At 60.7% G+C, this 19,259-nt stretch carries 16 protein-coding genes and 1 tRNA gene; 6 read left to right on the top strand and 11 right to left on the bottom strand.

Annotated features, from left to right (window positions below; genetic code table 11):
• Positions 1 to 46: 46 nt before the first annotated feature.
• The 7 genes from ACEUKI_RS00930 to ACEUKI_RS00900 all read right to left on the bottom strand — a co-directional run bounded on the left by ACEUKI_RS00930 (position 47) and on the right by ACEUKI_RS00900 (position 7,872).
• A complete protein-coding gene (locus tag ACEUKI_RS00930; protein WP_374156360.1) occupies positions 47 to 1,825 on the bottom strand; it encodes an alpha/beta hydrolase family protein in 1,779 nt (592 codons plus the stop codon).
• A gap of 54 nt (positions 1,826 to 1,879) precedes the next feature.
• Positions 1,880 to 3,103 carry a flavodoxin-dependent (E)-4-hydroxy-3-methylbut-2-enyl-diphosphate synthase gene (gene ispG / locus ACEUKI_RS00925; RefSeq protein ID WP_186289903.1) on the bottom strand — a complete coding sequence of 408 codons (1,224 nt, stop codon included), beginning with the start codon at positions 3,101 to 3,103 and terminating at the stop codon, positions 1,880 to 1,882.
• The gene (gene dxr, locus ACEUKI_RS00920; protein WP_115770730.1) at positions 3,100 to 4,290 is read right to left on the bottom strand and encodes a 1-deoxy-D-xylulose-5-phosphate reductoisomerase; all 1,191 of its coding nucleotides are present in this window, start codon (positions 4,288 to 4,290) and stop codon (positions 3,100 to 3,102) included. Before dxr ends, ispG begins: the two co-directional genes overlap by 4 nt.
• Positions 4,287 to 5,990, bottom strand: a complete 1,704-nt coding sequence (locus tag ACEUKI_RS00915; protein WP_374156359.1) for a DivIVA domain-containing protein — start codon at positions 5,988 to 5,990, stop codon at positions 4,287 to 4,289. The genes dxr and ACEUKI_RS00915 overlap by 4 nt, the downstream gene beginning before the upstream one ends.
• 231 nt (positions 5,991 to 6,221) lie before the next feature.
• A tRNA-Val gene (locus ACEUKI_RS00910) sits at positions 6,222 to 6,295 on the bottom strand.
• A 163-nt stretch (positions 6,296 to 6,458) separates the two neighbouring features.
• The gene (locus ACEUKI_RS00905; protein WP_080784375.1) at positions 6,459 to 6,875 is read right to left on the bottom strand and encodes a DUF3052 domain-containing protein; all 417 of its coding nucleotides are present in this window, start codon (positions 6,873 to 6,875) and stop codon (positions 6,459 to 6,461) included.
• 115 nt (positions 6,876 to 6,990) lie between these two features.
• Positions 6,991 to 7,872 (bottom strand): S16 family serine protease, encoded by an 882-nt coding sequence (locus ACEUKI_RS00900; RefSeq protein WP_374156358.1) that lies wholly within the window; start codon positions 7,870 to 7,872, stop codon positions 6,991 to 6,993.
• A gap of 220 nt (positions 7,873 to 8,092) precedes the next feature.
• On the opposite strand from ACEUKI_RS00900, the gene ACEUKI_RS00895 reads away from it, so the two are divergent.
• On the top strand, positions 8,093 to 9,838 hold the full coding sequence (locus ACEUKI_RS00895; protein WP_374156357.1) for a zinc-dependent metalloprotease: 1,746 nt from the start codon (positions 8,093 to 8,095) through the stop codon (positions 9,836 to 9,838).
• A 69-nt stretch (positions 9,839 to 9,907) separates the two neighbouring features.
• Here ACEUKI_RS00895 and ACEUKI_RS00890 read toward each other — a convergent pair whose 3' ends face one another.
• Positions 9,908 to 11,482 (bottom strand): ATP-dependent helicase, encoded by a 1,575-nt coding sequence (locus tag ACEUKI_RS00890; protein WP_374156356.1) that lies wholly within the window; start codon positions 11,480 to 11,482, stop codon positions 9,908 to 9,910.
• A 145-nt stretch (positions 11,483 to 11,627) separates the two neighbouring features.
• Between ACEUKI_RS00890 and ACEUKI_RS00885 the strand changes: the two genes are divergently transcribed.
• Positions 11,628 to 13,298, top strand: coding sequence for a phosphotransferase (locus ACEUKI_RS00885; protein WP_374156355.1), 1,671 nt, complete (start codon positions 11,628 to 11,630; stop codon positions 13,296 to 13,298).
• A 148-nt stretch (positions 13,299 to 13,446) separates the two neighbouring features.
• Positions 13,447 to 13,671, top strand: a complete 225-nt coding sequence (locus tag ACEUKI_RS00880) for a DUF3107 domain-containing protein (RefSeq protein WP_080784370.1) — start codon at positions 13,447 to 13,449, stop codon at positions 13,669 to 13,671.
• Positions 13,672 to 13,731: 60 nt separating this feature from the next.
• Here the strand turns inward: ACEUKI_RS00880 and ACEUKI_RS00875 are convergent, their stop codons facing one another.
• On the bottom strand, positions 13,732 to 14,625 hold the full coding sequence (locus ACEUKI_RS00875) for a PHP domain-containing protein (protein WP_007053286.1): 894 nt from the start codon (positions 14,623 to 14,625) through the stop codon (positions 13,732 to 13,734).
• 137 nt (positions 14,626 to 14,762) lie between these two features.
• Between ACEUKI_RS00875 and ACEUKI_RS00870 the strand changes: the two genes are divergently transcribed.
• On the top strand, positions 14,763 to 15,500 hold the full coding sequence (locus tag ACEUKI_RS00870) for a vitamin K epoxide reductase family protein (RefSeq protein WP_080784369.1): 738 nt from the start codon (positions 14,763 to 14,765) through the stop codon (positions 15,498 to 15,500).
• A 5-nt stretch (positions 15,501 to 15,505) separates the two neighbouring features.
• Here the strand turns inward: ACEUKI_RS00870 and dapF are convergent, their stop codons facing one another.
• Positions 15,506 to 16,399 carry a diaminopimelate epimerase gene (dapF, locus tag ACEUKI_RS00865; RefSeq protein ID WP_080784368.1) on the bottom strand — a complete coding sequence of 298 codons (894 nt, stop codon included), beginning with the start codon at positions 16,397 to 16,399 and terminating at the stop codon, positions 15,506 to 15,508.
• A 107-nt stretch (positions 16,400 to 16,506) separates the two neighbouring features.
• Here dapF and murI point away from each other — a divergent pair, with 107 nt between their 5' ends.
• The gene (gene murI, locus ACEUKI_RS00860; RefSeq protein WP_080784367.1) at positions 16,507 to 17,301 is read left to right on the top strand and encodes a glutamate racemase; all 795 of its coding nucleotides are present in this window, start codon (positions 16,507 to 16,509) and stop codon (positions 17,299 to 17,301) included.
• A gap of 128 nt (positions 17,302 to 17,429) precedes the next feature.
• Positions 17,430 to 18,275: a patatin family protein gene (locus ACEUKI_RS00855; RefSeq protein ID WP_179133353.1), complete on the top strand. Its 846-nt coding sequence runs from the start codon at positions 17,430 to 17,432 to the stop codon at positions 18,273 to 18,275.
• A gap of 66 nt (positions 18,276 to 18,341) precedes the next feature.
• On the opposite strand, the gene ACEUKI_RS00850 is transcribed toward ACEUKI_RS00855, so the two are convergent.
• Complete coding sequence (locus ACEUKI_RS00850; RefSeq protein WP_251847857.1) at positions 18,342 to 19,241, bottom strand: SPFH domain-containing protein; 900 nt, start codon at positions 19,239 to 19,241, stop codon at positions 18,342 to 18,344.
• Positions 19,242 to 19,259 lie beyond the last annotated feature (18 nt).

Here is a 19,259-nt window from a genome sequence, read left to right as displayed (position 1 = left end):
ATCTCCTTTCCCCGCGACGCCCGGCAGACCCTACTCAATGAAGTAGTCAGTAAATAAACAGGCCCCAGAAGGCGAACACCAACAGTATGTACAGCATGGTGAAGGCCACCAGCCAGAACAGGACTCGGCCCAGACGGGTGGAGGCCAGTACCGGGTCGGCACCGGTGACGATGTCTCGAACGGATTCGCGACGAGGGGGTATCTGAATCAGGCCGCAGACGGAAGCGACTTCTATCAGGTGCATAAAGACGCGGGACCAAGCCCATAGCACCAGCACGGACACCACTTGGATGACCGGCCAGCTCCAATACATGACACCCGGCGTCTCGGTAGGCGCGCCACCCCATGCAAGTCTGACCACGCCCATGATCACCTGCCCGAGTCCGGCGAAGAAGATGAGCAATGTGGCAAGAGTGGTGAGGGTCAAAGTCAGCAGCGCATTGCCGAAACCATGTGCGAAATCGAGTACCACAGGCCGTCCCGGTATCAGCATGCCCGCACGTTTGGCCTCGCGCTTCTCTCGCCGCCATCGGGCATCCGCCGCGATTTTGCGACCCAGCGCCACCAGTGCCAGCACGATGGATGCGAGCAACAGCAGTACCACCGTGACGTGCAGAATCACACCATATATGGTGCCGACGCGTCTTGCCTTCAAAGCGCCCGGCAGACCGATTGATTGGTACAGATTGGTGCCGGCCACCTTTTCGCTGGTCTGCGTGAGTCCGGCGGAAGTGCCGACGGCCCAGTCGATGAGATCGTCCACATAGGCGTCCGCAAACGGGGTGCCCGCTTCGGACTCATCTCCCAAACGCAGCACATGGTTGGCGACCGGGTAGCTGCGCACGGTCACATTCCAGTTATCGGCTTTGTGGGCGTTGTAGAGAATCGCACGCACGCCGTCGACCTGCGCTGTCATCACGTCTTTCGAACCGTAAGCCACATAGGTGGGTACGGCGTAGGCGGCGGGTTTGAGTGTGGCGAGGTCGAAATTGTTCAATCCGAACAGGCCGGTGTCCGCGCTGAACACACGTTGGACGATGGATTGATAGCCTTCGTTCGCGCCAACAAGGGTGAAGTCTTGGGTGACGAAAAATCCCAGCGATTGGCGTGGGCTGAACACCATCGGGCTCAGGAGAATCTGGAAGGCGACGTCCGGATCGTCCCCGAGCAGATACGAGGAGATCCATGTCGATTCGGAGGTGGCATAGATGCCGACCTTGGCCGCGTCCACATCGCTTTGGTCTCGCAGGTATTCGATGACCTGATCATAAGCCTTGGCTGAAGCCGGATAATCGCGGTTGATGTCGGTGGTGTTCCAGACGGGTTTGTCGAGCACTGCGGTCACAAAGCCGGCCGAAGCCATATCGGAGGCCACGTCGCCAAAGGAGTTGTCACAGGTGCCGTATCCGGCACCGTGCATGAACACCACGCCGGGGCGCTTGCCTGATGCATTCTGAGGTTCCCGAATCAATACCTTGATGGCTTGGACGCCGTCCGCATTGGCCTTGCCCCGATCAACGGACTCCTTGGTCAGATTGCCGTCGCTGGTCATGTTCAGCGTGATGTATCGCTCGGTGACCTCATACGTGCCTTTTGCCGGCAGCGTTTCTCCGGACGGGTTATCGAAGGTGACTTCGGTATCGTCGGTGAGCGTGGCCATCGACTGGCCGGTGGGTTCGATGTTCCAAGGCACCGTGGTCAGATTGGAAATGGAGACCAGCACGCCGATCAGGATAATGAAGATGGGCAGGCTGACCATCAGCCGGTGGGTGCTGGTCCACGGCTTGGATCGAACAGTCAGGCGATGCTCTTCTTCTTGCGGCACGTGCGCTATTGTAATCTGACCGCGATATTTATGCCGAGGGACTATTCGGCCGAATCAGTGACCGGGGTGCTGGATTGGGACCACGACCGGGCCGGTGGAATTGACGGGGACTTGGCCGTCGACCTCCATTTGGGCGGCGATATCGTTCGCTATGGTGAGCAGCGTGTCGACGATCTGGTCTTCGGGCACGGTCTTGATGACCTTGCCCTTGATGAAGATCTGGCCCTTGCCATTGCCGGAGGCCACGCCGAGGTCGGCTTCGCGTGCTTCGCCCGGACCGTTGACGATGCAGCCCATGACGGCTACACGGATCGGCGCGGTCACGTCCTTCAGGCCTTCGGTGACGGCGGAGGCGAGCTGGATCACATCCACTTGGGCGCGGCCGCAGCTCGGGCAGGAGATGATGTCGAACTTGCGGGGGCGCAATCCCATGTATTCCAAGAGTTTGCAACCCACCTTGACCTCTTCGACCGGCGGCGCGGAGAGGGACACGCGAATCGTGTCGCCAATGCCCTCGGCCAGGAGCGCACCGAACGCAAGACAAGATTTAATGGTGCCTTGCCAGGCAGGGCCGGCCTCGGTGACGCCGAGGTGCAGCGGCCAATCGCCCTTGGATGCGAGCAGTCGGTACGTTTCGACCATGGTGATGACGTCATGGTGTTTGACGGAGATCTTGAAATCGTGGAAGCCGACGTCCTCGAACATGTGCGCTTCCTTCAAGGCGGAGGCCACCAGCGCTTCCGGAGTCGGGCCACCGTATTTGGCGTAGAGTTCCTTGTCCAGCGAGCCGGCGTTCACACCGATACGCAGCGAGATGCCCGCGTCGGTGGCGGCCTTGCAGATGTCCGGGCCGACTTCGTCGAACTTACGGATGTTGCCGGGGTTCACACGCACGGCCGCGCAGCCGGCGTCGATGGCCTGGAACACGTATTTGGACTGGAAGTGGATATCGGCGATGACCGGAATCGGCGATTTGCGGCAGATTTCCGGCAGTGCGTCGGCATCGTCCTGACTCGGCACGGCCACGCGCACGATGTCGCAGCCGGCGGCGGTCAGTTCGGCGATCTGCTGCAACGTGGCAGGTACGTTGGCCGTGAGCGTGTTGGTCATCGACTGCACGGAGATGGGCGCTCCCCCGCCCACCGGCACCGGACCCACCATGATGCGGCGGGACTTGCGGCGCGGGTGCAAGGGCGATTCGCTGGTCAGGTCGACCGGATCACCGGTTTTGCGGAACGGCTTTTCGATGGGATTTTCCGTATTCAAGGTATTCATCATTGCTTGTTTATCAGGTCGTCGGCGCGTCGGCGGGCTTCAAGCTCAAGCTGGTTCATTTCCTCCACGTCCGTGAACAGCGGGTTACCACGAAGCTCGGCGTCCATCTGGTCCAGCACGGCTTTGACCGTGTCCACGATGCCGAGGTATGGCAGACGATGCTCGAGGAAGGCATGCACGGCCTGTTCATTGGCAGCATTGAGCACCGCCGTATGCTTCTCGGAGGCGGCCAGGCAGTGGCGGGCCAGTTGCACGGCAGGGAACGCCTCATTGTCCAACGGTTCAAAGGTCCAGGTTGCGGCTTGCGTCCAGTCGCACGCGGCGGCCACATTGGTCATGCGGTCCGGCGCGGACAGGCCCAGCGCGATGGGCAGACGCATGTCTGGCGGCGAAGCTTGGCAAATCGTGGCGCCGTCCACAAATTCGACCATGGAATGGACGATGGACTGCGGGTGCACGGTCACGTCGATGCGTTCAGGCGGCACGTTGAACAAGCGGGACGCCTCGATGACTTCGAGGCCCTTGTTCATCAGTGTGGAGGAGTTGATGGTGACAACCGGCCCCATGTTCCACGTCGGATGATGCAGCGCCTGCTCGGGAGTGATGTTCTCCATGTCGGCACGTTTCCAGCCGCGGAACGGTCCGCCGGAGGCGGTGACCACAAGCTTGGCGACTTCGGCGTGGGTTCCGGAGCGCAGGGATTGCCAGATGGCGGAATGCTCGGAATCGACCGGGTTGATTTGGTTCTCGCGCACTTGCGCGCTGAACAGCAGATGCCCGCCCGCGACTACGGACTCCTTGTTGGCCAATGCCAGCTGGGAACCGGCCTTGAGCGCCGCGATCGACGGTTCGAGGCCGATGGAGCCGGTGATGCCGTTCAATACGACATTCGCACCGGAGCCGGCCATGGCGATGACCGAATCCGGACCGCCGGTCACGCGGACACCTTGTGCGCCGGCCTGTGCGAGAGCTGCTTGCAGCGCTGGAACCTTGGTCTCATCAAACACCGCGACTTCGGACACATGGAACTGTGCGGCCTGTTGCGCCAGCAGCTCGATATGTGCTCCGCCCGCCGCCAGACCGGTGACGGTAAATCGTTCAGGATGACGCGAGATGACGTCAAGTCCTTGGGTGCCGATGGATCCGGTGGATCCGAGAACGATGACAGTGGAGTTGGAGGCTATGCTCACTGTTCCTTCTTCGTATCGTCATTGTTCAGTGTGGGGAACGACAGGTCGGGGATATCCGAATCGAAGTCACCGCCAAGCGGGAACAGCAGCGGGAACGAATCGTTGGAATCGTGCTTATCCTGTGACGGCTGAGCTGCTTCCGCGTCATGGGAGGCGGCAACGTATTCAGATGATTCCACAGCCGGACGGGAGGTCGTGCTGTCTGCAGGCTGACTATCGGATACGCGAACCGGAATGGAGTTCGTGTTACGATCCGGCTTGCTGGTGGGAGCAAAGGAGACCGGCATGGCAGCGGACGCAGCCTCGTCAGCAGTGCTATTCACAGGTTGCGCTGCCGGGGCGGAGGGTGCCGGGGATGAAACCGAACCCGGTACCTCATTCAATTTCAGCGCATTCGGTGTATCAAGGCTGGGCATCTTGGGAGCGAAGGACGGCGTATCCACCGCCGGAAGTTCCTGAGAAACCGCAGCCATGTGGGCGAGAGCGGCCAGAGAGGAACCGTCCTGCACCATATCCACGGGCTGTTCCGCGAACACCGACGGGGTCGATGACGGAGCTGCGGGTTCGTGAGCTGCCTGTGCCGGAGCAAACGAGGGGACGCTGCCAGCGGTCACACCGGAAACCGGCGCGGACGGGGCACTGACGGGAGGCTCAGCCGCAGCAACTGCGGTAGGAGCCACGGAAGGCGTCTCGGAGACGGGCTTCGCCGCAGACTCGTTGGACTCATGCACCGGGTATGCTGCGGGAGCAAAGGAAACCGGCTGTTCCGCATTGGTGTTATTGGTGCTTGTGGAAGCATCGAACGATGCAGGAGCCGGCGCATAGGCGATCGGTGCCGCCGCGGCCGGCGCCGCGGGAGCAACCGGAGCCGGAGCAGTGAACAGGCTCTGCTCGGCCTGATGCAGGGCATCGAATGATTCGTCATGAGCAACGGCAGACGGCGCAAAACGTTCGTCAGTTGCCGGGCGCTGCGTTCCGGAAGCGAACAACGGTGAGACGCCGTTCGCTTGAACGGTCACGTTCGTGGCGGTCTGGGCAGGAGCCGCAGGCTCGCCGGACACGAAATCGGCCACACGTGCATAGGATTCCAAGCGACTCAGCAACCGCACGCAGGCGTTCAGGAAGTAATCGACCTGTCGCTCGTCATAGCCTTTCTTGCCCTTGCGCTGGGTGAAGATCACATTGTTGACCGTATTCGCATTGAGATCGGCCAAAGACCGTACATCGTCTTCGGTCACGCCGTCAACGCCCAATGCGGCCGCCGCCTTGTCCACAATCTGGTCGACCAGACGATCCACCTGCTTCTTATCGTACGAAGGCTGCTTGGGCGCTCCGGACTTGAAGCGTTCGCGCTCATTACGCTCCGCATGGTTCTGGACTTCGTGGTACAGCTTCTCGGTCTTCGCCTTCCACGTCACACGCCCATGCTGTGCGATCTCCCATGTGGTCTGCTTATCGACCACGGCACGTTCCAGACGTCCAAGCGCGGCGTCAACCTGTGCGATCACATAGCCGTTCTTGCGCAAATCAAAGGACACGTTCTGAATGTCATGCTGGGTGAGATTCATGCCCTCGCTGTCATACAGAGCATGGGCGCGCTCCAGGAAAGCGTCCACCTGAGCGGGGTCATACCCCCACTTGCGCTTGCCCGCACGTGCGATGCCCGACTTGCCGTCCCCTTCACGAAGTTCCTGCGCCATCGGCTATTCGACCTCCTGCTGGATATAAACACTCTGCCACAACTTTACGTGACTATTGAGACGCATCTGACCAAGAAGACCGAAATTCACGATTTTGTAGCAGTACTGCAAGCTTCCTTCTGCACGCATCTCACTGAGATTTCAGAACCCTTGCCGAAGACTGTCAGGGAATATCGTCACAGCCTATATCCGTGGAATGAGGGGATTGCATGAAGTGATGAAAAATGAAAGTGGGCAATGAGGGACTCGAACCCCCGACATCCACCGTGTAAAGGTGGCGCTCTAACCAACTGAGCTAATTGCCCACAAATGACAACAATAGCGTATGGCCGGCACTGCGCGACACGTGGTGTCGCATACGCGTGCCGTAGCGCTCAATCGCAATGACATTCAGTCACGCCCAGCAGCACTACGCAGCACGCGACGCCGGTCAACACGCTTAAAGTCAAGCGTATTGATTGACGCTTATCAGCGGCCCTTGCCGAATGCGCGCAGGCGGATGCCGTTCCAGTCCGAGCTGACGGTCAGCGGGGTGGCGGCGTTCATACCGGCGGTCTGCGCGGCGGACTGCACGGTGGAGGAGCTGGCGGCACCCGGGCGGCCGGGCTTGGGAGTCAGTATCCACAGCGGGCCGTCATTGCCCAGTACCGCGTAGGCGTCAACGATCGTATCGGACAATTCGTCCTCATCATCGCCGTCGCGCCACCATACGATGACGCCGTCCACAGCGGAGTCGTAGTCCTCGTCCACGAGATTCTCGCCCGTGAGCTCTTCAATCTGGGCACGAATGGAATCGTCCACGTCGTCGTCCCAGAGCCACTCCTGGACGATATCGCCGGGCTCGAAACCAAATTCTTCAGCGTTCTGTGATGCCGTTTGATTCACAGGGGACACATTAGCAAGTCTTCGCGAACAAATGCGTTAACGCGGCCGAAAATCGCCGCATTGTGGGCAGACCCATGCGAGTCGTCTCACCAGAAACAACGACTGGCCGCGCGCGTCATGCCTCGCAATGAGGCAAATCGTCGGCTTGCCCCTTGCCGACGGCCACCAACGCCTGATACGCCTCGTCCAGCGTGGCGACCTTGACGTCGCGCAGACCATCCGGCACGCGGCCGGCCACATCCAAACAATTCGACGCGGGGGCCAGGAACCATGTGGCGCCATCGCGCTTGGCGCCAAGCATCTTCAGCTCTATGCCGCCGATTCTGCCGACTTTGCCGTCCTTGTCTATGGTGCCGGTGCCGGCGATGGTCTTGCCGCCGCTCTCGTTGGCGGGGGTGAGTTTGTCGATGAGACCGAGCGTGTACATCATGCCTGCGGACGGCCCGCCGATGCTGTCCACGTGCATCGTCACCTTGGCGTGTCGCAATGCACTGGCGTCAATGCCCAGTTCGTCCGCATGGGCTTTGGCATACGCCAGACCGACGGCACTGGCCGAATCCTGGGAACCGGCCATGTCTTGTTCGACTTTCTTCTGATACTGGTCCGCGCTCTGGCCCACCGGTACCGTGGCCTCACGCGGCATGACCTCCACCTGCGGATTGGCCCAACCCCAGACGGCCTGCGCGTTGATGATCGGGTACCCGGGCACGCCGGACGCGTTCACCGTGGTCAGCAGCAGCTTGCCGGAATCCTTATACGTCGTCACGTCGGTACCAGTGATGTCGATAACCGCACCATCCTCAACTTTGCCCAGCACATCCTGGGTGGGTCCGGGCATCTCGATGACGTACGGGCTGGGCAGCAGCAGAATCACCACACCAAGCAACACGGCGAACGCACCGACGAAATGGCGTTTCGGACGAGCGGCCGCATAGGCCCGAGCACGGCTGATTCCACGAGATAGGCGCGAATCATGCTTCACTTCGAACGATGGCATGTGCTCATCTCCCGCTTCCGAACCCGCAGTCGGGCTCTCCTGCTCCTGAACGAGGTCTGGTTCCTGATTCCTGTGGCGTGCAAGCATACCCTACAGTGTAAGCGGAGGGCCGAAATCGGCCGAAAACGAACATAAACCGAAAATATTGCTCGGCCACAAGCGAACAGGCCCGGGCAGACCCTACACTTGGGGTAACACACCGCGGCAAAGAAGGATACGCATGGACGACAACGCGATTCACGAGTGGCTGATCAAATGCTTCGGCCCCATTCAGGGTGAGATGGCCTGGCAGCAGATCAGCCAGTTGCCTGAGGAGATCCGTGAACAGCTGATGAGTCAGGACCCCAGCCGACTGCCCAATCCATCCGAAGTCCAGCAGATGATGGCCGCGTTCAGCGCCGGCGGACTCAACACGATGGGCGATATCAAGCGCACTGTCGAGGAAGGGCCGATCAACGTCAAGCTCGCCAAGTCGATTGCCTTGCAGCAGGCCAACGCCCCCGGTTCTGCATCCAGCGTGTCCGCCGTGGATGGCGAGGCGGCTCGCCGCGCGATGAGTGAGGCGAACCTGTGGCTGGATACCGCCTGCGAGTTCAATCCCGCGCCCGGCGATCCGGATGTGCTGACCCGCGCCGGCTGGGTGGAGGGCACCATCGACCAGTGGGCGAAGTTCGCAGCTCCTGTGGCCGAGTCGATGAACGACGCTTTGGCTTCGGTGATTTCGGAGCGTCTTGGCGGCGCGTTCGGCGATGGCGAGATTGCCGGCATGTTCGCCGGACCGGTGCCGATTCCGATTCCCGACGGTACGAAAGACCCAGCCCAACTGATGAAGCTGCTGGGCAACACGTCCTTTGCCATGCAGTTGGGGCATGCGGCCGGCAATCTGAGCCATGAAGTGCGTGGCAGTTTCGATCAGGGCATCGCGTTGCTGAAGAATCCGGCTGGTGGACTGATTGCCCAGAACGCCACCGAATACGCGAAGATGCTGAACGGTGAGGCTTCTGCGGCTGAGGCCGACACGGCCGGCACTTCAACCGACTCGGTCAATCCGTTCTCCACATCCACCGACGCTTCTGCCAATCCCATCGGCTTCACTTCGGCCGGCAACAGCGATACTCCGGCAACTGACGGTACCGCCCAAGTCTCCGGCTCTGATGCTTCCGCCGACGCCGCCGACGCCGCCGCGTTCGAGGCTGCGCTCTCCGGATTCGAGACCACCGAGAAAATCCCCGAATCTGAAGTGCTTTCCTTCCTGGCCCTGCAGGAAATGGCTCACGCCCGCCTGTATGCCTCGGTACCGTGGCTGATGCCGCGTTTCGAGGCGCTCATCGGCAAGTACGCACGCGGCATCTCCATCGATCTGGATGCGATGGAGGAACAGCTGCGTGACGCCACGTCGATGGATCCGGAGTCGATTTCCGGCGCGGTGAATCTCACCAAGGTCGGCATCCCCGACACTCCCGAACAGCGCGAGGCGCTGGCTTCGCTGGAATCGCTGCTGGCGATGGTCGAGGGCTGGGTGGATTGCGTGGTGTGGCGCGCCGGTATGGCTCATCTGCCTCATATCGAACAGTTGCGTGAGATGATGCGCCGCGAGCGCGCGATGGGCGGCCCCGCCGAGCGTACGTTCGAAAGTCTGCTCGGTTTGCAGCTGCGCCCCAAGCGCATGCGCGAGGCCACCGGGTTATGGGAGATGATCACCGCCGCCGAAGGCCCTGAAGGCCGTGACGCCAAGTGGCCGCATCCCGATCTGCTGCCTTCGCTGCCTGGCGACAAGCCCGCAGATGGCGCGTCTCCGTCATCCGACGCCCCTTCAGGTTCTTCTTCCGATGCCAACGGTTCCGCTTCTCACCCTGCCGCAGATGGCAAGACCGGCGATATCGATTGGGATGCCGAACTGTCCAAGCTTCTCGGCGAAGATGGCGAAGACGGTGAAAACGGCAACTCGGAGGATACGCAGGCATAGTCAACCGGCCTTCAGCCAATTCCCGCTCCTGAACGTTCAGGAGCATTCAGTATGCATTACAGACGCCCGTCACAAAAATCGTGATGGGCGTCTGTGCTGCGCTCCATAACCATCCTTGGTCCGTGCATACGACAAATGCAGCGAATCCTCAGCTCGGGTGATGCCCACATACATAAGCCGGCGTTCCTCTTCCAGCGCATCCCCCGTTTCCGGCGAACCGTACGGCAAGAGCCCTTCCGAACAGCCGATCAGAAACACGTGCTTGAATTCCAGACCCTTGGATGCGTGGATCGTGGAAATCGTAACCCCGGGATCGTCGTTTGCGGCAAGTCCGGTGGCGTCCAAACCCATCGCCTCCAATAGTGCGCGTTTGGACGCGGCCTCGTCGGCGAGCGCGGATGATTGCCATCCCGAATCCTTGCGGACGCGATATTTCAGTCTCGCAGCGCGCAAGGCGGCACCGAATACCGGCTGTTGGGCGTTGATGCGGGTGAGGATCGCGCAATCGGACGGCTTGGCCCCGTTGGCGACCAACCGGGCTATGCGTGCCGCCACGCCCTGTGCCTCTTCCATATCGCTCTCATAAGCGGTTCGGGTAACGCGCGGGCCGGATTCGCGGGCGGAAACCAGTTTCAGGTAATCCTCACGGTTCGGCGCGGCCGCAAGCACCCGGTTGGCGAGGTTCACGACTTCCGGCGTCGAACGATAGTCGGTGTTGAGATTGACATCGGCGGCGAGCGGCCCGAATTCATCGGCGAAACGCAGCAGATCCCAGCTGGAGGCACCGGCAAACGAGTAGATGGTCTGGGCCGGATCGCCCACGACGCATACGTTGCGGTTCATTGCGCTCTTGCCGTCAGGTCCTCCCCCGCCCAGCCACAGGGTCAGCAGCCTGTGTTGCAGGGGCGAGACGTCCTGATACTCGTCGACGGTGAGCCAGCCGATGGTGGAACGAATTTGGGCGACGGCTTCGGGAAAATCATCCATGATATGGCATACGAGCAGCAGAATATCGTCAAAATCGATTTCGCCACGCGAGGTCTTTTCCTGCTCGTAGGCGCTGTAGACGTCGGCGAACCGAGCGGTGTCGAGTCCGGCGGGCGGCTGCCTATGGGCGATGGCACAGGCCCGGGCATAATCTTCCACCGCCACCAACGAGATTTTGGCCCAATTGATTTCGGCGAGCACATCACGAACGGTCAGCGAATCGGCATCGGTACGTGCGGTGGCGCGGATGATCGCGCGGGAGACGACGTCACGCTGATCTTCGATCACATGCGGAAATGGAGCCTCGCATATGTCCGCCCAGACGCTGTTGAGCTGATGCAATGCCGCTGAGTGGAAGGTCGCGGCCGTGACTCCGGCAGTTCCCGCACCCGAACCGGAACGTCCGGTACCTCCCCCTACGCCGAGCTGGCCCAATCGTGCGCGCATTTCCGCCGCCGCTTTTACCGAAAAGGTGACGGCAAGCACCCGCTCCGGCTTCCATGCCCCGGTGGCGCAGGCATAGGCGATTCGCCGCGTGACCGTGCGTGTTTTACCGGCACCTGCGCCGGCGATGATGCGCACCGGCCCTTGCAACGTAGTCGCGGCGGTACGCTGCCGCTCATCGAGCCCCTCAAGAATCCCCTGCGCCTGTTCCATGCGTCCATTGTGGCACGATTCGCGCTCACGGCACGACTCATGCCTATGGCTGAATCGGGCTCACGACAAAACATCGCCAGAATCATGCGTTTTGCGTGTCATTCTGCGGTGCGAATCGCCACGGATGTATTAGTGTGGAAGGGTGATGAAACGTAGCGATTATATGTTGGCGGCACTCGCCTCAGCCGTCCTGCCGAATCTGGGGGTGGCCGGCGTACGCGAGAACGTGCAGGCCAGCACAACCGACGAGGCCAAAGGCATCGATCAGACCGTGATTCAAGATGCCTCAGGCAAGTTGTACGACGTATACGCCACTGACACCAAGGAAGGGCGTACACGTCTGATTCGCCGTGTGAAAGCGGCGCAGACACTGGCAGCCGCGCGCGAGCCTGGTGGCCTCGGCTTCGATATGGACCGTGTGGTCGCGTTCGCCCCGGGAGACGTTTCCCACCCCGGCCAGACGGCCACCGCACAGGCCGTGGGGCAGCAGACCCAGGCGGAGTCCACACCGCTGACCCCGCGCAAGCCCGGCCCCACAGGCGAGACGACCGTGATGATCGCCGTCCACCGTGATGGCCAGGCGCGGCCTCTCGACCTGTTGACATTGGATGACTGCGCGGCCGTCGGCACCGCCATCGGAGCCATTCATCGCCTGCCTTCGACTTTTCTGGCCAATGCCAAATATCCGGTAGTTACCACCGGTCAGATTCGTTCGCAGCTGACCGCCTGGATTCGCCGCTTACGCTCCGCCGGCCATGTTCCCCAAGAAATCACCGACAGCTGGGCGCGCATCATGGACACCGAGGGATTGTGGTCGTTCTCCACCGGCACGGTTCACGGCGGTTTTTCCGACGGCGACTTCCTGTTCTCCGGTTCCACCATCACCACGGTGACCAACTGGCAGGATATGCAGGTCAACGATCCGGCACGAGACCTTGCCTGGATTTTCGGAAAGCTCGACGAATCCCATCGCAACGCCGTGCTTTCCGCATACGGCCGCATGATGGGCTCTCGACTTGACGATCTCATCATGCTCAGGGCCAACCTGTGGCTGCAGATGGAACAGGTGGGCGAATTCATTCAGGCGTTGAACCGTGCGGACAACGATCGCATCATGCAGTTCAAGGCACAGGTCGAACGACTCGCACACCAGTTGGGCGTGATCAAACACACTCCGGCACCGGCCCCAGCCGCAGGGTCGGCCGCCGCCTCGTCGACGAAGCCCGGTTCGCCTTCCACAATCACCGTCGGCACATTGTTGCAGGACGAACGTCATCAGGCACCCGCCACACAGGTACCCGCACAACCGCAGCAGTCCGACACCGGTACCGCGGCGGCCGAGGTCTCGGACGACACGCCCGATCCCGATCGCACCGGTTCCGCTGACATCGTGGCCGCTGGCGACGTGGATCTTACCCCGGAAGTCGAACCCGATGCTGACCGGACCGCCAATCACCCGCAAGCGAATGTCTCCGGCACCGTAACCGGTACGGGATCGACCAAACCGCAGCCCTCACATGGCGCTTCCCATTCTTCGGTGACGATCACGCTGAAGGAGCTCCTCAGTATGAACGGGCATAGCGGCACGACGTCAACCGACGCTTCCCCTGCGTCTCAATCCGCCGCCCCGACCGACGATGCGGTGAATGACGATACTCCGGACAGTCTCGTTCAGTACGGAGCCTCGAGTGCCCAAACCACGGTGATTCCGCTGTTGGAGCGGGAAGAACGCGCTCTGCGCGATGCCCGTGCCGGGTTGGACGGGTATGACAGCGAGGGCAATCCGCTGGCCGAATCATCCACATCATCCAAATAATGTCGTGTGCGGTGTTCCGCGCCACGCCGAGCGCGTAACACCGCACATGATGACGCAGACACGCGGCACAATAGAGTACAGAACCTCGGCCGGCGACGGCCACTTACCATGATGTTCGTCACAAAGACGGCAGAACAAGGAGCCTTATATGGATATCGAACTGGGCATTCAGAACGTGGCACGACCGGTGAACTTCAGCACCGACGAATCAGCCGACAATGTGAGCCAGGCCATCGCGCAGGCCGTGGCCGACAACGCGACGATCAATCTGACCGATGACAAGGGCCGTCGCATCATCGTGCCCGCCAAGGCACTCGGTTACGCGATCATCGGCTCCGAAACCAAGCACGCCGTCGGCTTCGGCACGCTGTGACCATGAATCGCGCATAAGCGGCCTTGGGCATTATCTCAAGGCCGTTTTTGTATTGCTGAATCACCGATATAGCGGAAGCACGCCGCGATGAACGATCTCTTCGACAGTGGCCTCGTCGGTGAGGTTCTCCCCCAGTTTGTTCGGTTTGCCTTTGCCATGCCAGTCAGACCCACCGGTGACCAGCAGCTGGTGCCGGCGGCAGATGGTGAGCAGCCGTTCTCGTTGCTCCGGTGAATTGCCACGGTGCCATACCTCCAGCCCGTCCAGTCCTTCGCTGATCAATGCCTCGATCTGGTCATCGGACAATAGTCTGCGGTTACGGCTCACATCACCGGCATGGGCGATCAGAATCACACCGCCCGCTCCCTTGACGGCGGCCACCACTTCATGAGAGGTCGGCGAAGGCGTGGGAATATAGTATTTGGATGAGGCGCTGACCGCATCCGCAAACGCTTCCGAACGAGTCCGATATACGCCGGCACTCACCAAAGCATCAGCGATGTGAGGCCGGCCAATGGTGGTTTTGCCACCCTCCTTGACTTGGGCGAGCACGGATTGCCAGGTAATCGGATAATCACGAGACAACAATTCGACCATGCGCTGCGTGCGTTGCAACCGTGCGGCTCGAGTATTGGCGAACAAGTCCGTGATGTGCTGATTCGTGGGATCATACTGGTAGCCGAGCATGTGTACGGAGACGTTCTCATCCGTGGCGGTGATCTCGGTGCCGCGGAGCAACGGCAAACCGACCCTATGAGCCGCGGCTTCGGCCTCCGGCCAGCCGGCGGTGGTGTCATGATCGGAAATGGCCACGCCCTTGAGTCCCAATGCCTTGGATTGTTCGGCCAACGTGGCCGGCGTTTCCGTGCCATCCGAGAAGGCGGTATGGCAGTGGATGTCCCACCCGACGGCGGGCGGTTCCAAAGGCATCACATATCCAGTCATACCTTCCATCGTAACCTCATTTCAGCATTCCCACGCAAGGCGCAGACAGGTCGTCACCTTCTGCCAACGGCCAAAACCAGACATTCGGCACTCAGCTGACAACCGCAGAGGCTAATCTGGAGCGCAGCGCTATCGAAAGGGACATGATGACTCGTAACACCGCAACCGACACATCATCCAGCACCACGAACAACACGCCGCTTGGCTTGGCGGAGGCACGACCGTTGATTGGATGGCGCCACAGTGCCACTTGGACATATCTCATCATGCTGATTGCCTCGGCAGTGGCGTTGGGGGCCTCGCTCATTCTGTCCGCCGAGACTTTGCAATTGGCTCGGCATCCGGAGTCCGTGCTCGGCTGCGATCTGAACTCGGTGGTGTCCTGTTCGACGGTGGCCCGGTCCTGGCAGGCGGAAATCGTGAAGTTCGGCGGGCTGAGCTATCCGAACGCGTTCTTCGGCATCGCCGCCGAATCGGTGTTCATTACCATCGCGGTGATCGGTTTGGCGCGTGTGAAGGTGCCGCGTTGGTTCGCGACCTGCACGTGGCTGGGCGGACTGGCCGCTTTGGCCTACTCGTACTGGCTGAGCACGCAGTCGCTGTTCGTGATTCACGCGCTGTGCCCGTGGTGCCTGACCCTGATGTTCTCCACCACCATCCAGTTCATGGCGTTGAGCCATGCGACCGTGGCCGTGCAGGGATTGCCGTCACGTAAGGCTGTGGCGGCTGATGATAGCGACGGTGAGGCTGAGGTCGCGGCGGTGCCGGCCGGACTCAATAAGTATTACCGCCTCAACATCGACCTCATGGTTGACATACTGTGGATCGTGGCGATCGTGGTACTCATCATCGTCACCGAAGGCGCGGCCCTGTTCGCTGCCTGATTCCTTTACAACAAATCGATATCGGCGACCAGCGTGGCTGCTCCGGTCAGCTTTACGTCGCTGTCGGTGACGTCCACGCGCAGGGTACCGCCACGTACGGTGATGTCCCAGTGGCTGATGCCGGTCTTGGCCCGCAGCACAACGCCTGTGGCGCACAGGCCGGTGCCGCAGGACAGGGTTTCGCCGCAGCCACGTTCGTTGACGCGCATCGTGGCTTCACCCACGCCGGTGTTCTGGTCGATGTCGTCGACTCGCACGAATTCCACGTTCTGGTCGGATTCGATGACCGGAGCCACCACTGGTTTGGTGACCAAATCCAGTGATTCAACCACTGGCAGGGACGCGAAGGCATCCTCGATCACCGCGACCACATGCGGGTTGCCCATATCCACGAACGTACCGCGCGCCGAGCCCTCAGTGCCGGGGATGGTGACCTCGTAGGCGTCGGTTTCGCCGATCTCCCACTCCCCCATTTCGACCTGGAACACGTTGGCTCCGTACGGCCTCATATTGCCGCGTGGCGTCAGAATCTTGACGCCGGCACGGGTGCCGAGGCGGAACGGCTCGGTGGAGTCGGCCACACTCTCGCGCTGAGCGAACAAGGTGATGGCGCGTGTACCGTTGCCGCACACCTCCGCCAACGATCCATCCGCATTGCGATAGTCCATGAACCATTTCGCGCCCCCGGCCAGTACGTCCGAAAGCTGATCATCGCTTAAATCAGACACGAAATCAGGCCGTGTCAGGCGAATCAGGCCGTCACCGCCAATGCCGAAGTGACGGTCGCACAGGAATCGGACCTCATCGGCGGTAGGCTCGAATTTGCCGGACTTGTCGAGGTACACCACGAAATCATTGCCGGTTGCGTGTGTCTTGGTTACTCGTTGCGGAAGACTCATGGCTTTCAGAGTACTCTAGGGAGCGAAACAACACCGCAAAACAATCGGCTTTGTGATCGGTCGCGGCAACACACGGTTGCAGGCATGGCTATAGGGAGGATTCAGGCATGAGCTCTTCGGCTCCAATCGGCGTATTCGATTCGGGTCTTGGCGGTATTTCCGTGGCTCGCCAAATCGCCAAGGATATGCCGGCCGAGCATGTGCTGTATTTTGGCGATTCGGCCAACGCCCCGTACGGCATCAAGACGCCTGAGCAGGTGAGGGCCCTGAGTTCCGATATTGTCGAACGGTTCGTGCGTCAAGGCGTCAAGGCCGTGGTCATCGCATGCAACACCGCCACTTCCGCCGCGGTGAACGATTTGCGCGAACACTACGATATTCCGATCATCGGCATGGAACCGGCCCTGAAAGTGGCGTGCGACCGTGGTGACGTGCCTTCCGACCCGCATCATATTCCCCAGAGGGTGATTGTGGCGGCCACTCCCCTGACCTTGCGTGAGCGGAAGTTCGCCAAACTGATGGATCGATTCGATTCCAACAACACGATTTTCAAGGAGCCTTGCCCCGACTTGGTGGAGATTGTGGAATCCGGGCGGCTCGGCGACCATGACCTGGTGATGCGCACGCTGCACGGCTACTTCGACCAGTACGATATGGAGCATATCGACTCGGTGGTGCTGGGCTGCACGCATTTCGTGTTCTACCGCGACTACTTCCGCGAGCTGCTGCCCGAACGGGCTGCTGTCATCGACGGCAATGAGGGTACCGTGCGCCATCTGGGCGTGGTGTTGGAGTCTCTGGGCAAACTGGCGCCCGAAGACGCGACCGGCGGCGTGGAGCTCGCCAATTCCGATCCGTCCGAACGGATTGCCGAGTTGTCACGCAAATTGCTGAACGTATGAACCGTTCTTGGCTCCCCTCTCTGAGGGGAGCCAAGGAAGAACCAGACAAATTCACAGCACACTGCCCATATCGTTGTCCGTGCAGCACGCGTAAGCTCATACCAGATTCAAGTGAACAGGGGGTTGGTATGGCAAAGACGGCGATGATTGATGTCGGCGGCGGGTTCCGCGCGATTTTCGGCTGTGGTGTTATGGACCGCATGCTGGAGGACGGCATCGACGTGGATATGTGCTACGGCGTTTCCGCCGGCGCGGCCAATATGACCTCATTCATTGCCCGCCAGCACGGCCGCAACCACACCTTCTACACCAAGTACGCCTTCCGCAAGGAGTACGCGAGCGCGGAAAGCTTCTTCAAGAACCACAACTTTGCCAACCTCGACTACATCTACGGCACGCTGAGCAATCACGATGGCGAGAATCCGGTGGATTTCGCGGCGTTCGAGGCCAATGAGACCGGGTTCACCGTGGTGGCCTGCAATGCCAAGGACGGCTCGACCAAGTACTTCGACAAATCGCGCGTGCGTTTTGATGATTTCGCCATCATCAAGGCTTCGTCCGCCGTGCCGGTGGCCTGCGAGCCGTATGTGGTGGATGGTGTGCCATATTTCGATGGCGGCATCGCCGATCCGATCCCGGTACAGAAGGCGCTGGATGACGGCTATGATCGCGTGATTCTGATTCTGTCCCGCTTGCGTGACGAAGTGCGCAAGCAGCAGAAGGATTTGGCTCCGGCCCGCATCCTCAAACGCTCCCACCCCGCCGCGGCCGAGAAGCTGCGCATGCGCTACAAGACCTACAACGACGAACTCGAACTCGCCAGGCATTACGAGGCGGAAGGCAAAGTGCTGATCCTCGCACCCGAAGACCTGTATGGTCTCAACACCCTGAAGAAGAACTTCGAGGGCCTGGAAATGATGTATCGCAAGGGATACGCGGCGGCCGAGGCCATTCCGGCATTCCTTCAGGCATAGCGATAGTGAAGCCCCTCGCTTGGAGGGGCTTCACTATCGATGGATGGGGATTCGCAAACGGGGTGATTACTTCGTCTCGGAAGCGGTGAGCATGGCCTTGGTGACCTGCTCGTAGAGATCCTGATAGCCGCCGGGCGTGGAGGCGGGCAGCACCACGGTCTTGGTGTTGTTCGATTCGGACAGCGAGCGCATCACGTCGAGGTACTGGTTGAACAGCACCACGTTGTTCACGTCGTTGATGTTCATGCCCACAGCCTGCAGACTCTTGATCTGGTCGACGATACCGTTGGCGATCTCGCGGCGGTAATTGGCCTGGCCCTCACCCTGCAAGCGAGTCTTCTCCGCATCGGCGGCGGCCTGGGTCTCGATCTGGATACGCTGGGCCTCGGCACGTTGACGGGTGGCTTCCTTTTCACGCTGGGCGGCGTTGATGGAGTCCATCGCGTTCTTGACCTGTGGGCTCGGGTCGATGGCGGTGATCAGCGTCTTGACCACGGTGAAGCCGAAGCGGCTCATCTCAGCGCCTACGGTCTTCTGCACGTCGAACGCCACATCGTCCTTGCGGGCAAAGGCATCGTCCAAAGACAGTGCAGGGATGGCGGAACGCAGCGCGTCCTCCATGTAGGAGCGCAGCTGACCGGCCGGGTCACGCAACTCGTAGTAGGCGGTGGCCACATCGTTCGGGTTCACGCGGAACTGAGTGGAGGCCACCACGGTGACGAACACGTTGTCAAGAGTCTTGGTTTCCAGCTGCACGTTAAGCTGGTTGACACGCATGTTCGTCTTCATGGCGATGCGGTCCACGAACGGTATGCGGATATGAATACCTGCGAACTGCACCTTAAGGAACTTGCCGAATCGCTCAATGATGTAGGCCTGCTGCTGCGGCACGACGAAGAGTGCGGCACTCAGCAGAACAATGAGTAGCACGATGATAACCAGCGGACCAGCAAAGAATACGGCCATGATGTTTTCCCTTCACCC

The sequence above is a fragment of the Bifidobacterium sp. 2450 genome, from assembly GCF_041900695.1.
Classification (GTDB): Bacteria; Actinomycetota; Actinomycetes; order Actinomycetales; family Bifidobacteriaceae; genus Bifidobacterium; species Bifidobacterium longum.
This window is presented reverse-complemented; position numbering and strand designations above follow the sequence as displayed.